Raw genomic sequence first — 12297 nt, 5'->3', positions numbered from 1 at the left:
GGCGACGCCGTTTTCAGGAGATTTGAAAGATGCAAATGAAGCCCTTGGGCCGTACTGGAATTATGGTGAGCGACCTATGTCTTGGAACCATGACTTTTGGCACACAGACCTCCGAAGCCGATGCGCACAGGCAGATGGAAATGGCGCTGGATGCCGGCATCAACTTTGTGGATGCAGCCGAGATGTATCCCGTAAACCCGGTTTCAAAAGAAACGATCGGGCGCACCGAAGAGATTCTGGGCAATTGGAACGCAGCCAATGCAGCGCGGCGTGGGGATTACATTTTGGCGACCAAGCATTCCGGTGAGGGTTTGTCCTTTGTGCGTGACGGTGCGCCTATCACAGGCAAGACGATACCCGAAGCGATTGAAGGATCGCTGAAGCGGTTGCAGACAGAGTGCATCGATCTTTATCAGTTTCACTGGCCGAACCGCGGCAGCTACATGTTCCGTCAGAACTGGGATTTTGCGCCAACCGGGCACAACACCGATGACGTTTTGGGGAACATGCAGGAGTGTCTGGAGGCGTTGCAGGCTCAGGTCGACAAGGGCAACATCCGCGCCTTTGGTCTGTCCAACGAAAGTGCATGGGGCACGGCGCAGTGGGTGCGTCTGGCCGAAAAGATGGGCGCGCCGCGTGTGGCGTCGATTCAGAACGAGTATTCGCTGCTCTGTCGGCTGTTCGACACGGATATGGCCGAGCTATGCGTGCATGAAGATGTCGGGCTGATGGCGTTCTCGCCTTTGGGTACCGGCTTGCTGACGGGTAAGTATCAGGGTGGTGCCGTCCCGGACGGTTCGCGCATGTCGCTTTCACCTGAACTGGGCGGGCGCAAGTCTGATCGAGTGTTTGATGCGGTCGCCGCTTATCTGGACGTTGCTGCGCGTCACAGTTTGGATCCGACGCATATGGCATTGGCTTGGTGTCGTACACGGCCATTCATGATTTCGGCTATTTTTGGCGCAACTACGGTTGAGCAGCTTGAACACGTATTGGCTGGCGCGGATCTGACCTTGTCAGATGAGGTGTTGGCAGAGTTGGATGCAGCCCATAAGGCGCATCCGATGCCATACTGAGGGCAGGGGGCGCTGCCCCCGCCGCCTTCGGCGGCTCCCCCGAGATATTTTTAGCCAGATGAAGTTGGATCCGGTCAGTGATGGCTGGGGTGCGCGCGCTCTTGTCTGAGATCGCGGGCGGACTGGCCGTGTGCGGTGCGAAAGGCACGGGCGAAGCTGGATTGTGAGGCAAAGCCCGTGGCCAGCGCCACATCCATCAGCGGCATGTCGGTGTCAGTGACAAGGCGACGCGCTTCGGCCAGGCGCAGTTGCAAGTAATGGTCCTGCGGCGTGGTGTTCAGGCGCAGACGGAACTGTTGTTGCAACGTACGCGGGCTGGTGCCCAGCCGGTCTGCGATATAGGCAAGCGGCAAGGGGTCATCCAAAGAGTCCTGCATCAGTGAATTGGCCTTGGCGGTCAAAGCTGTGTGGCGGTGTGGTGCGCCAGTGCGGCTTTGCGGTTTGGCAGGGTCGGGTGCGCCTTCGTAGAGGAACAAGCCCGAAACGCGCGCCGCGAAACCCGCTCCGTGACGGGCGGCGATGATGTGCAGCATCATCTCGACCGCCGGGATTGCTCCGCCGGATGTCAGCCGGGTGTCAGACACGGTGAAGCGGTCGGGGCGCACGTCCACTTCGGGGAAACGCGCGGCGAAGTTTTCCAAGTCTTCCCAATGGGTGGTGGCGGCGTGGCCGTCAAGCAGCCCGGCCTCGGCCAGCAGCCAGGGGCCGCCATCGATGCCTGCCATTGTTGCGCCAGTACCTGCGATCCGGCGCAGACCCGCAAGCAGGCTGGGGGTGGCGTGACGGGCCAGTTGGAACCCGGCCACAACGATCATCAGGTCACAGCCTTGCAGACGTGCCAGCGGGATACCCGGCACTTGCAAGGCGCTGGTCAGCATTGCCGGTTGGGGTGTCGCTGTCACGTAGTCCCAGTCAAAGGCCGGGCGATCGGCCAGACGGTTGGCCGCGCGCATTGGGTCGACCGCCGAGGCGAAGCTGAGCGTGTTGCAGTCATCAAGTACCAGCACCGCCGTTTTCAGGGCGCGATGTTCGGGCTGCAGTATGTTTTTTGCGGATTGCATCAAGTTCGATTCGCATTCTGCCAAGTTGTTTTCCCAAGGCTGCGTCAGAGTTGAAAGTAACGCAAATCGGAATCCGGGGAGAAGCCTGGGGAAAACTCAGGTCAAAACCGGGTATAACTTGGGGAAAACGCCATGCCTCTGGAAATGAACCGCGATGTCTTTATCACCTGCGCCGTGACCGGCTCGGGTGGAACGCAGGATCGCAGCCCTCATGTACCGCGCTCGCCGCAGCAGATTGCCGACAGCGCGATTGCTGCCGCTAAGGCTGGAGCTGCAGTTGTGCATTGCCATGTGCGTGACCCCGAAACCGGTGCGCCAAGCCGTCGGCTGGATCTGTATCGTGAGGTCACAGACCGGATTCGCGACGCCGACGTGGACGTTGTTCTGAACCTGACCGCGGGGATGGGTGGCGACATCGTGTTTGGGGGCGTTGAAAGCCCGTTTCCTGTGAATGAGGCCGGCACGGACATGATCGGTGCGTCGGAGCGCGTTGCGCATATTGCCGAGTGTCTGCCCGAAATCTGCACTTTGGACTGTGGCACAATGAACTTTGCCGAGGCCGATTACGTCATGACCAACACGCCTGGAGCCCTGCGCGCTATGGGGCAAATGATGACGGATATGGGCGTGAAGCCCGAGATCGAAGCTTTTGACACCGGCCACCTGTGGTTTGCCAAGCAGTTGGTGAAAGAGGGGATTCTGGAGCCCAACGCCTTGGTTCAGCTGTGCATGGGTGTGCCGTGGGGCGCGCCGGACGATTTGAACACCTTCATGGCGATGGTGAACAATGTCCCCGATGACTGGACCTTCAGCGCATTCTCATTGGGGCGGAACCAGATGGCTTACGTTGCGGCGACGGTTCTGGCCGGCGGCAACGTGCGCGTGGGTCTCGAGGACAACTTGTGGCTGGACAAGGGTGTTCTGGCCGAAAACTGGCAGTTGGTGGAACGCGCGGGAACCATCATCGAGAATATGGGCGCGCGGGTTATTGGGCCGCAGGAAGTGCGTGAGAAGTTGGGATTGGAGAAACGCGCGCCAAAGGGATGATTTGCTTGCGGCCGCTGGCATGGTCGAAGGCTCTGGAGCGTCAGCAAAAGGATGATAACCATGAGATCGGTTGTTGTGATATGCGCGGCGCTACTGATGGCATGCCTGCCCTGCGAAGGGGCAGCGCAAGCCACAGAGGTTGAGTTGGCCCGCCAGCAGTGCGAAGCCAAAGGCGGAAGATATGAGGTGGCTGGGCGACTCCGGGAGTATATCTGCTTTGAACCTTTGCCCGACGCCGGGGCACCCTGCAAAATAGCCTCCGATTGTGCAGGGTTCTGCCTGTCGGACACCAAACAATGCAGTGCCGTCACGCCAAAATTCGGATGCATTCCACATCTGGATGAGGCGGGGCAGGCGCAAGTGATCTGTATCGATTAGAGGACGATATGACAAAAACGGCAGCAATCATCGGGGGTGGGGTCATTGGCGGCGGTTGGGCTGCACGGTTCCTGCTGAATGGCTGGAACGTCCGGGTGTTCGACCCGGACCCTGAGGCCGAGCGCAAAATTGGCGAAGTTCTGGACAATGCGCGGCGGTCTCTGCCAGGCCTGAGCGATGTGCCATTGCCGCCCGAAGGCGTATTGAGCTTTCACGATGAAATGGCCGACGCCGTAGAAGGTGCGGTTTGGATTCAGGAAAGCGTACCGGAGCGTTTGGACCTGAAACTGAAAGTCTACAAAGGTCTGCAAGAGGCCTGCGATCCGGGCGCGATCATCGGGTCTTCGACCAGCGGTTTTAAGCCTTCGGAATTGCAAGAGGGCGCGCTGCGCCCCGAACAGATCGTCGTAACGCATCCGTTCAACCCGGTTTACCTGTTGCCGCTGATCGAGTTGGTGCCCACCGATAGGAACCCTCCCGAAATGGTCGCACGCGCGCAGGAGTTGCTGAAATCGGTCGGGTTTTTCCCCCTGCACATCAAGAAAGAGATCGACGCGCATATCGCCGACCGGTTCCTTGAAGCGGTCTGGCGCGAGGCACTGTGGCTGGTTAAAGACGGTATCGCGACTACGGAAGAGGTGGATGAGGCGATCCGCATGGGCTTTGGCATCCGCTGGGCGCAGATGGGCCTGTTCGAGACCTATCGCGTGGCAGGCGGCGAAGCCGGGATGCGGCATTTCATGGCGCAATTTGGTCCGGCGTTGAAATGGCCTTGGACCAAGCTGATGGATGTGCCCGAGTTCACTGATGAGCTGGTCGATATGATCGCGGACCAGTCCGATGCACAATCTGGGATGCATTCGATACGCGAGCTGGAGCGCATTCGCGACAATAATCTTGTGGGCATGATGCGGGCCCTCAAGGCACAGAATTACGGGGCAGGCGCTGTGCTGAACCAGCATGATGCGCTGTTGAAACCGGGTGCCTTGCCGACATTGGATCAGGCGGACCTGAGCCAGCCGATCCTGACCCTGTCCCGCGCCGTTCCGCTGGATTGGACGGACTATAACGGCCACATGAATGAGGCGAAGTATCTGGAGGCCTTTGCCGCCGCCACGGACCGCTTCATGGAGATCATCGGTTGCGACATGGAGTATATTTCGTCGGGCGGCAGTTACTTCACCGCCGAAAACCACATTCGCTATGTTGATGAGGTCAACGCGGGTGCAAAGATCGAGGTGCGCACGCAGATGTTGCTGGGGCAGGGCAAGAAGCTGCATGTGTTCCACAGCATGTATGAAGGCGACAAACTGCTGGCCACAGGCGAAAGCTTCTTGCTGCATGTCAGTCTTGAGACCCGGCGTCCAAGCTCTCCGTCCCCTGAAATCGAAGCGGCGATGGCGCGCATTGCCGAAGCTCAGTCCGTGCTGCCTTACCCCGAAGGCGCGGGGGCCGCTATTCGGAAACCCTCATGAGCCGAAGGGTGTTGGTAACGGCTGGCGCGTCCGGTGTCGGTCGCGCCATGGCCGAGGCGTTTGATGCGGCTGGCTATGATGTCTGGGTTACAGATATCGATCAGGCAGCGCTAAGCTCCGTGCCCGATCCTTGGACGGCGCATTGCGCCAATGCGTCGGATGAGGCTGATATGCGCGGCGTCTTTGATGCTGTGTCTCAGGCAGGCGGGCTGGACACCCTGTGTGCCAACGCCGGAATAGCAGGGCCAACCGAGGCAATCGAAAACATCGATCTGAATGCTTGGCGCGCCTGCATTGCGGTTAATCTGGACGGTGCTTTTCTGGCGGCCAAATATGCCGCGCCATTGATGAAATCGGCGCGGGCGGGAAGCATCATCCTGACCTCGTCGACGGCAGGTCAGTACGGCTATCCGTTTCGTGCGCCGTATGCCTCGGCAAAATGGGCGGTCATTGGATTGATGAAAACACTTGCGATGGAACTGGGCCCGCATGGGATACGCGCAAACGCAATCTGCCCGGGCGCAGTTGAAGGCCCGCGCATGGAAGGCGTTCTGGCCCGTGAGGCAGAAGCCAAAGGCATGACCCGCGACGCGGTGTACCAAGGCTATGCCTCAGGCACCTCCATGGGGCGCTTTGTCGAGGCGCAGGACATAGCGAATATGGCTGTATTTCTGGCATCAGACGCGGCGCGATTGGTGTCGGGTCAGGTCATCGCGGTCGATGGCCACACAGTCAATCCTGACCCGAAACTATGATTTAGCCCTGGTTGGGGCCCCTGATCTGCCGGATGCTCTGGCGGACGGCCTGCCAGTCCTCTGCTTCCTGCTGATTTCCGGCAGCCTCGCATTCACGCATTTTCTGCGCAGCTTCGGCCTCGGCCCGGTCTCCGTGAGCGGCATAAAGGGCACGTGCGTATTGAGCGGTTTGTATTGCGTCCATTCCTGTGGTCCTCCGTCTGTGATCGGAATGCCCGAAGGTTCGCGCCAAGGGACCATAGCACAGTATTCCAAAGCCTGCATCATGTGCCTTCTGAAATCATGGATCTGAGCTGCCGAAGATGGTTGGGAAAGTTGCGGGCGGTCACGTCTGCCTCGCGTACAAGCGTATCGAAGTGGCGGGTAAATGTTTCGATCCGGTCCCGGTCGCGAAACGCCAAATAGTGACTGCCTGCGTAGAACACGCAAAGCAGTGGGCCGAATATCGTCACCGGGGCGGAATAAAGTCTTTTGGCATCAAACAGATAGATCCGCATTCTGGGGTAAAGCTGATCGCAAAGTGTCAGAAGGTGGTCGATCTGTTCCAGCCGTACCCGCGTGCTAAGGCCGCTGTAATACCCTGTGGCGCTTGCAAAGCTCTCGATTTCGAACAGCGGCATGGCGATTTCATAATCCGACTGCGCACTGCGCATCCAGGCCAACCTGTCCTCGGAGGCGCCGATCGCCTGATCCGCCGTTCGCCCCAGATGCGGGGCATATTCCCATTCCAGCACAGCGCGGGTCTTGAGCATGTCAGGCAGCGTGGCTGGGACATAGCGCAGCTTGTACCCGGCCGCTTCTTTGTGCCACTCGAAAATCTTTTCATCTACCAGCGCGCGGGGTGCTTCGGTGAAGCTTAGGGAACCGGCCAGAAGCTCGGCCGCGCTTTCTGGCCTGTCGGACAGGCTTAGCAACCAGTCGGCTGAAACGCCAAGCGCAGCCGCGCATCCTCCGACCACATGCGCATTGGGCAGGCGCGCGCCATGCCCGGTCAAAAGCTGCGATACGGTCGAGCGGTCAACCCCTATGTCACGCGCAAGCGCGCTTTGACTGATGTTCCGTTGTTCCATCGCGCGGGCAAGTCGCAGTCGAAACTGCGCGGCGCGATCTCGTTTGTCTATTTTTTCCTGCATATGGTGATAAATATCATAATTGATGAATTTTGTTAATCATATTCAGAATTTTCAGAATAACCACCGACTTGTAACTCTTTGAAAAAAGCAAAAAGACTGAGGGTCGGAATGGAAACGCGGCGAAGATCTGTCGTGAAAGCAATCGTTTGGAATGTCATGGGGCTTGTCACCATGACCGCTGTAGGGCTGATTGCCACGGGCTCGGCCACTGTAGGCGGGGTTGTGGCGCTGGTGAACACCGCCATTGGTCTGACCATGTACGTGATTTACGAAAGGGTGTGGGCGGGCATCTCGTGGGGGCGCAATGGCTAAGCGACCCACATCCCAATCCCCTGAATGGGGCACGTTTTTCCTGATCATGGCCTGTTATGCGGCGTGGCTTGCGGGGTTGTTCTGGTTGACGGATGTTTCGTTGTGGTTGGCGGTGCTGGCCTTGGGCCTGGTTGCGGCCCTGCATTCGTCACTGACACATGAGGTCCTTCACGGGCACCCGTTTCAAGCCAAATGGCTGAATGAGGCGTTGATGGTGCTGCCGCTCACGCTTTTCATCCCGTACAACCGCTTTCGGGATCTGCATCTGGCACATCATCAAGATGCCGCGTTGACGGACCCCTACGACGATCCGGAATCGAACTATCTGGACCCCAAGGTCTGGTCGACATTGCCGCGCAGTTTACAAGTGCTGCTGGCGATCAACAACACTCTGCTTGGCCGCATGTTATTGGGCCCGGCCATCGGTCAGGTTTTGTTTCTGCGCGACGAATGGCAGGGGGCGCGGCATTGGGACAAGGATATCCTCTTGGCCTGGGCATTGCACCTGCCGGGTGTGGCGGTGGTACTGTGGATTGTTGCCCAGTCGGCCATGCCGGTCTGGGCCTATCTGATCTCAGCCTATATCGGGCTGGGGCTGCTGAAAATCCGTACGTTCCTTGAGCACCGCGCGCATGAAAAATCCCGGGCGCGTACAGTCATCATCGAAGATCGGGGACCCCTGGCATTTCTGTTTCTGAACAATAACCTGCACGTGGTTCATCACATGAACCCAAGCGCCCCGTGGTATCGCTTACCACAACTGTATCGGGACGGAAAAGACAAGTATCTGGCTTGTAATGAGGCATATGTATACCGGTCTTATGCGCAGATTTTCCGGCAGTACTTGTGGCGCGCGAAAGACCCCGTGCCGCATCCGCTCTGGCCAAAGTCCTGATTTGACGACACAACGGGTGGCATGAGTCTCTGGATCCCTGTCACCATCGCCGCCGCCAGTTTTCAAACTGTGCGTTTCATGCTGCAAAAATCGCTGAGCAGCGTGAAACTATCTGCGGCTGGCGCAACGTTTGCGCGCTTTGCCTATTCCATGCCGTTGGCCGTCGCAGGGTTGCTGGTCGCTTTGCAGGTAACGGGGGCAATCCTGCCAACGCTCAGCCCATTGTTCTGGATATACGCGGTGATCGGCGGGACGGCGCAAATACTTGCGACGATTTGTGTGGTGGCGCTGTTCAAACAGCGCAACTTCGCGGTGGGGATCACCTTCAAGAAAACCGAAGTGATTCAAACCGCGATTGTCGGCTTTCTAGTTCTGGGAGATCGCGTGTCAGCGGGCGCGCTGGTGGCTATTCTGTTGGGTCTTGCCGCAGTTCTGCTGCTGTCGAAAACACCCGGTGGTGACGGGGCATTGTGGCGGCATCTGACCAACAGGGCCTCAAAATTGGGGCTTGGTTCGGGTGTTTTGTTTGCCTTTTCCTCCGTCAGCTATCGCGGCGCCTCGCTGCAACTGGGCGACTTGGACGCATGGTTCAGGGCATTGGTCACTTTGGCTGCCGTTGTGACGTTTCAGTTCCTCAGCATGGGGCTTTGGCTGTTGTGGCGCGATCGGTCCGAGTTGATCGCAGTCTGGCAAACGCGATCTACTGGAGTCTTTGTCGGGCTGACAAGTTTGGGCGGGTCGTTTTGCTGGTTCTGGGCGTTCACTTTGCAAAACGCAGCGTATGTAAAAGCGCTGGGGCAGATCGAACTGCTTTTCAGCTTGATGGCCTCGACATTGTTCTTCCGCGAATCGATCACCCGGCGAGAGATCGCCGGAATGACCTTATTGGGGCTTTCGATACTGGCGCTGGTGCTGGCAATTTAGCCAGCACGACGCTCATCAAAGCTAAGGGCGATAAAGCTGGGCAGATGATCACCCATCCCCACAACAACCGGACCGTTATCGGCCTTGCGGCCTCGACCGCGTCCTTTCGGTTCGCGCTCTTTCCGGTTGTCCTTCGAGCCTTCCTGTTCCTTGGCCCTTTTCTCGGGCTTCGGTTTCTCAGACTTGGGTTTTTCAGGCTTGGGCTCTTCTTTGACCGGATTGTCGATGCGCGGGATGTCTTTCTGGATCAGCTTTTCGATTGCATCCAAAGCCTTCTCATCGCGGCCCGAGCAAATAGTGATGGCCTTGCCTTCGCGCCCGGCACGACCGGTGCGACCAATGCGGTGAACGTAATCCTCGGCATGGCCAGGTACGTCGAAATTGAACACGTGACTGACCGAAGGAATATCCAGGCCACGCGCAGCGACATCCGAGGCCACCAGCAGGCGTAGCGACCCATCGCGGAAGCCGTCCAGCGTTTTCATGCGCTGCGACTGGTCCAGATCACCGTGGATCGCGGCGGCGTTATAGCCGTATTTCTTCAGCGATTTTGCGCAGATATCCACATCTGTCTTGCGGTTGCAGAAGATGATCGCGTTGGTGCATTTCTCACCTTCGGCATCGATCAGCGCACGCAGAACCTTGCGTTTGTTGCTGGCCTCACGATCGCGGCGACCGCCCTTGAACATGACGACGCCCTGTTCAATGGTCTCGGATGCGGTGGCCTGACGGGCAACCTCGATCCGGGCAGGGGCGGACAGGAATGTGTCGGTGATACGCTCGATCTCAGAAGCCATTGTGGCCGAGAAGAACAGGGTCTGGCGCGTGAACGGTGTCAGCGAAAAGATCCGTTCGATATCAGGGATAAATCCCATGTCCAGCATCCGGTCGGCTTCGTCCACCACCATGATCTGAACACCAGTCAGCAACAGCTTGCCGCGTTCAAAATGGTCCAGCAGGCGACCCGGCGTGGCGATCAGAACGTCAACACCACGGTCGATCAGCGCCTCTTGTTCCTTGAAACTGACCCCGCCGATCAACAGCGCTTTGGTCAGTTTCAGGTGCTTGGTGTAGGTGTCGAAATTCTCGGCCACCTGCGCGGCGAGTTCCCGTGTCGGGCACAGAACCAGCGAACGCGGCATGCGTGCGCGGGCGCGACCACGGGCCAGCAGGGTGATCATCGGCAGGGTAAAGCTGGCGGTTTTGCCAGTGCCGGTCTGTGCAATCCCCAGAACATCGCGACCTTCCAGAGCAGGTGGAATCGCACCTTCCTGGATCGGAGTGGGGGTTTCGTATCCGGCTTCCTCAATGGCTTTGAGGACCTTTGGGTTCAGGTTCAGTTCGTTAAACTTTGTCATGTAAGTCCGGTTTTTGCGGACACTTGACCTGGCCCGCGCGTCAAAGATGTGCCGGGCCCGGATGGCCATGCGCGCAATGCGCCTGTTCGGCTTGGGGGCGGACATAACAAAAACGTAGGTCAGGGTCAAATGAAGTCCGCTTAGTGCGGGGCACGCAAAATGTTCGCGGGATTTTCCGCAACAATTCAGCAGGTTCCGGGGAAGTGTTTCTCCAGTTTTTCGTCCAGAGCCAATGGGCGGTGACGCAGTAGGTTGTGCTGTTCCAAACGGGCACGGACTTCGGGGTCTGCTCCGCTCATCTCATCGTAAAACGCGCGCAGCCCGTCTTTGCCTTGTTCGGCTTCGATCCAGTTGAGCAGTTCATTTTTGTTCAAACCACCCTGTTCGCGCGGTACGTTGGGTGCCATGCCTGCCTGATACGAGCCGCGATCAATACGAAACTGGTAATGTCCGATCCAGTGGTCCCAATCCGGTGCGTGCCGGTGGCACAGCTCGACCTCGGGCAACTCGTATTTGCAAGGCAGTAGCTTTTTGTTCTGAAACAGGTTGTGGATGCGGAAGTTCAGGTACTTCAGACCGGTTCGTACGAACAGCTTGCCCTGCACGTGGCTGAGAAAACCGCCCAGAACAAATGCTCCGTAGGTCGGGTAGATGGCTTCGACCAGAGCCTCGCGGTTGGGGCCCTGGGGGATGTGTGCCTTGTACAGATCGTCACCGCCAGCCAAGGCTTCCATAGGGCGGACGCGTGCGGCGTTGAGGTTGGGCGGCACGTTGCCCAGCACTTCGGCGATCGGGGTCGGGGACCAAAGAAACTCGTCTACATCGATATGCGTCAGCCAATCCAGGGGCGTGTTGCGATAGGCAAATGTCGCGTGAACCGTCTGACGGACCTGATGCTTTTCCGGCCTTGCACGTCCTCGCTTTTCCCAAAACGCATCGTCGCAAACCCGCACGCGCACTTTGGGGTGCATCCTGAGCGCTCGAAAGGTGTGCCGGTTGGGTTCGTCCATGTAGATATAAATGAAGTCTGCGCCCAGCTCGAGGTGATGCGCCACAAAGCGCAGTACGTTCTCGGTCGAGCCCCGAACCATCGAGACGATACCCCAGGTGGTCATGCGCGCGTCGCGCGGGAATCGCGCATCCGTTTCAGGCGGCGAAAGATACCGCCTGGGTCTTTGTTAAGTTCCGTCATCAGATGATCGACCAACGGCGCGATGGTCGGGTCGTGCATTGCCCGGGTCCAGATCGGGGCGATAAGATTGACGGCCAACCCACCTTTTTCAAAGGAAAAACCCTTCATCTGAAAGGGCAAATCTACATGGTTTTTGTCTTCGAACCGAAAGGGCGTGTCCGGGGCCAGGCCCGAGAACAGGCGTTCGAATTCATAGAGTTTCATCAGACCAAACAGCATCCGCAACGCGTGACCCACCTCGCGCTGTGTCGCCGTCTGACCGTGGTCCGCAAATGTCTGAGCCGAAGACACCAGCCAGCGCAGGTCGAGTGCGACCAACAGGTGATCGGACTGTTCGTCCCACAACCGGCAGAACAGGGTTGGCGCGTGGCGGGGAAAGGACCGTTTTCTAAGGTTCGAAATCAATTGAGCATTCAGAAAGGCCAATTCCGATTGACCAACGAACTCGCGCGCGATTTGGGCGCGTTTGCGATCCCACGTGGTGCTGCGTCCGGCCGGCACTTCGGTGGCGCTGTCGGGAACCGTGCGTCTGGCTAGATCATCCAGATCAACGTCGGGATCGGGCAGGGTGAGGGTGCCGAACTGAAACGGACTGCGCCGGTTCTCATAGCTGTCCAGCATGTCTGGCAGACCACCGGGAAAGGTCAGTTCGTCGTCACTCATGTGCGCAGGATTGCACAGCCGGGTTCGG

At 58.4% G+C, this 12297-nt stretch carries 14 protein-coding genes; 8 read left to right on the top strand and 6 right to left on the bottom strand.

Translation table 11 applies throughout. From position 1 onward, the window contains the following. The first annotated feature begins 29 nt into the window (after positions 1-29). Positions 30-1076, top strand: coding sequence for an aldo/keto reductase (locus GOV91_RS03290; protein ID WP_171234414.1), 1047 nt, complete (start codon positions 30-32; stop codon positions 1074-1076). A 74-nt stretch (positions 1077-1150) separates the two neighbouring features. Here the strand turns inward: GOV91_RS03290 and GOV91_RS03285 are convergent, their stop codons facing one another. After that, positions 1151-2137, bottom strand: a complete 987-nt coding sequence (locus GOV91_RS03285) for a GlxA family transcriptional regulator (protein ID WP_171234413.1) — start codon at positions 2135-2137, stop codon at positions 1151-1153. Positions 2138-2269: 132 nt separating this feature from the next. On the opposite strand from GOV91_RS03285, the gene GOV91_RS03280 reads away from it, so the two are divergent. Genes GOV91_RS03280 through GOV91_RS03265 form a run of 4 tightly spaced genes read left to right on the top strand, consistent with a single transcriptional unit; the run spans position 2270 to position 5792 of the window. Then, entirely contained in the window at positions 2270-3184 is a 915-nt protein-coding gene (locus GOV91_RS03280) for a 3-keto-5-aminohexanoate cleavage protein (RefSeq protein WP_171179871.1), read from the top strand. A gap of 60 nt (positions 3185-3244) precedes the next feature. Beyond that, positions 3245-3562 carry a hypothetical protein gene (locus GOV91_RS03275; RefSeq protein ID WP_171179873.1) on the top strand — a complete coding sequence of 106 codons (318 nt, stop codon included), beginning with the start codon at positions 3245-3247 and terminating at the stop codon, positions 3560-3562. Between the two features lie 8 nt (positions 3563-3570). Then, positions 3571-5037, top strand: a complete 1467-nt coding sequence (locus GOV91_RS03270; RefSeq protein ID WP_171234412.1) for a carnitine 3-dehydrogenase — start codon at positions 3571-3573, stop codon at positions 5035-5037. Further along, a complete protein-coding gene (locus GOV91_RS03265; protein WP_171234411.1) occupies positions 5034-5792 on the top strand; it encodes an SDR family oxidoreductase in 759 nt (252 codons plus the stop codon). The genes GOV91_RS03270 and GOV91_RS03265 overlap by 4 nt, the downstream gene beginning before the upstream one ends. Position 5793: 1 nt before the next feature. Here the strand turns inward: GOV91_RS03265 and GOV91_RS03260 are convergent, their stop codons facing one another. Both GOV91_RS03260 and GOV91_RS03255 read right to left on the bottom strand, forming a co-directional pair. Beyond that, a complete protein-coding gene (locus GOV91_RS03260) occupies positions 5794-5976 on the bottom strand; it encodes a hypothetical protein (protein WP_171179878.1) in 183 nt (60 codons plus the stop codon). 79 nt (positions 5977-6055) lie between these two features. Further along, a complete protein-coding gene (locus GOV91_RS03255) occupies positions 6056-6925 on the bottom strand; it encodes a helix-turn-helix domain-containing protein (RefSeq protein ID WP_171234410.1) in 870 nt (289 codons plus the stop codon). A 108-nt stretch (positions 6926-7033) separates the two neighbouring features. On the opposite strand from GOV91_RS03255, the gene GOV91_RS03250 reads away from it, so the two are divergent. Genes GOV91_RS03250 through GOV91_RS03240 form a run of 3 tightly spaced genes read left to right on the top strand, consistent with a single transcriptional unit; the run spans position 7034 to position 9056 of the window. Further along, the gene (locus GOV91_RS03250) at positions 7034-7237 is read left to right on the top strand and encodes a DUF2061 domain-containing protein (RefSeq protein WP_171234409.1); all 204 of its coding nucleotides are present in this window, start codon (positions 7034-7036) and stop codon (positions 7235-7237) included. Further along, complete coding sequence (locus GOV91_RS03245) at positions 7230-8132, top strand: fatty acid desaturase (RefSeq protein WP_171234408.1); 903 nt, start codon at positions 7230-7232, stop codon at positions 8130-8132. The genes GOV91_RS03250 and GOV91_RS03245 overlap by 8 nt, the downstream gene beginning before the upstream one ends. A gap of 21 nt (positions 8133-8153) precedes the next feature. Next, a complete protein-coding gene (locus GOV91_RS03240) occupies positions 8154-9056 on the top strand; it encodes a DMT family transporter (protein WP_171234407.1) in 903 nt (300 codons plus the stop codon). Here the strand turns inward: GOV91_RS03240 and GOV91_RS03235 are convergent. The 3 genes from GOV91_RS03235 to GOV91_RS03225 all read right to left on the bottom strand — a co-directional run bounded on the left by GOV91_RS03235 (position 9053) and on the right by GOV91_RS03225 (position 12269). Further along, on the bottom strand, positions 9053-10414 hold the full coding sequence (locus GOV91_RS03235) for a DEAD/DEAH box helicase (RefSeq protein WP_171179887.1): 1362 nt from the start codon (positions 10412-10414) through the stop codon (positions 9053-9055). The two genes, GOV91_RS03240 and GOV91_RS03235, sit on opposite strands and share 4 nt — an antisense overlap. A gap of 185 nt (positions 10415-10599) precedes the next feature. Beyond that, on the bottom strand, positions 10600-11529 hold the full coding sequence (locus GOV91_RS03230) for a glycosyltransferase family 2 protein (RefSeq protein WP_254440583.1): 930 nt from the start codon (positions 11527-11529) through the stop codon (positions 10600-10602). Beyond that, positions 11526-12269, bottom strand: a complete 744-nt coding sequence (locus tag GOV91_RS03225; RefSeq protein WP_171234406.1) for a hypothetical protein — start codon at positions 12267-12269, stop codon at positions 11526-11528. Before GOV91_RS03225 ends, GOV91_RS03230 begins: the two co-directional genes overlap by 4 nt. Positions 12270-12297: the final 28 nt, after the last annotated feature.

It is taken from the genome of Ruegeria sp. HKCCA6837, from assembly GCF_013034475.1.
Lineage (GTDB): Bacteria > Pseudomonadota > Alphaproteobacteria > Rhodobacterales > Rhodobacteraceae > Ruegeria.
Note: the sequence above shows the minus strand (reverse complement) of the source record. Positions and strands in the feature narration are given on the sequence as shown.

Bases quoted from the DNA above. Each gene is read 5' to 3' on its own strand.
- GOV91_RS03290 (WP_171234414.1), top strand. From the start codon at position 30: ATGCAAATGAAGCCCTTGGGCCGTACTGGAATTATGGTGAGCGACCTA.
- GOV91_RS03285 (WP_171234413.1), bottom strand. From the start codon at position 2,137: ATGCAATCCGCAAAAAACATACTGCAGCCCGAACATCGCGCCCTGAAA.
- GOV91_RS03280 (WP_171179871.1), top strand. From the start codon at position 2,270: ATGCCTCTGGAAATGAACCGCGATGTCTTTATCACCTGCGCCGTGACC.
- GOV91_RS03275 (WP_171179873.1), top strand. From the start codon at position 3,245: ATGAGATCGGTTGTTGTGATATGCGCGGCGCTACTGATGGCATGCCTG.
- GOV91_RS03270 (WP_171234412.1), top strand. From the start codon at position 3,571: ATGACAAAAACGGCAGCAATCATCGGGGGTGGGGTCATTGGCGGCGGT.
- GOV91_RS03265 (WP_171234411.1), top strand. From the start codon at position 5,034: ATGAGCCGAAGGGTGTTGGTAACGGCTGGCGCGTCCGGTGTCGGTCGC.
- GOV91_RS03260 (WP_171179878.1), bottom strand. From the start codon at position 5,976: ATGGACGCAATACAAACCGCTCAATACGCACGTGCCCTTTATGCCGCT.
- GOV91_RS03255 (WP_171234410.1), bottom strand. From the start codon at position 6,925: ATGCAGGAAAAAATAGACAAACGAGATCGCGCCGCGCAGTTTCGACTG.
- GOV91_RS03250 (WP_171234409.1), top strand. From the start codon at position 7,034: ATGGAAACGCGGCGAAGATCTGTCGTGAAAGCAATCGTTTGGAATGTC.
- GOV91_RS03245 (WP_171234408.1), top strand. From the start codon at position 7,230: ATGGCTAAGCGACCCACATCCCAATCCCCTGAATGGGGCACGTTTTTC.
- GOV91_RS03240 (WP_171234407.1), top strand. From the start codon at position 8,154: ATGAGTCTCTGGATCCCTGTCACCATCGCCGCCGCCAGTTTTCAAACT.
- GOV91_RS03235 (WP_171179887.1), bottom strand. From the start codon at position 10,414: ATGACAAAGTTTAACGAACTGAACCTGAACCCAAAGGTCCTCAAAGCC.
- GOV91_RS03230 (WP_254440583.1), bottom strand. From the start codon at position 11,529: ATGACCACCTGGGGTATCGTCTCGATGGTTCGGGGCTCGACCGAGAAC.
- GOV91_RS03225 (WP_171234406.1), bottom strand. From the start codon at position 12,269: ATGAGTGACGACGAACTGACCTTTCCCGGTGGTCTGCCAGACATGCTG.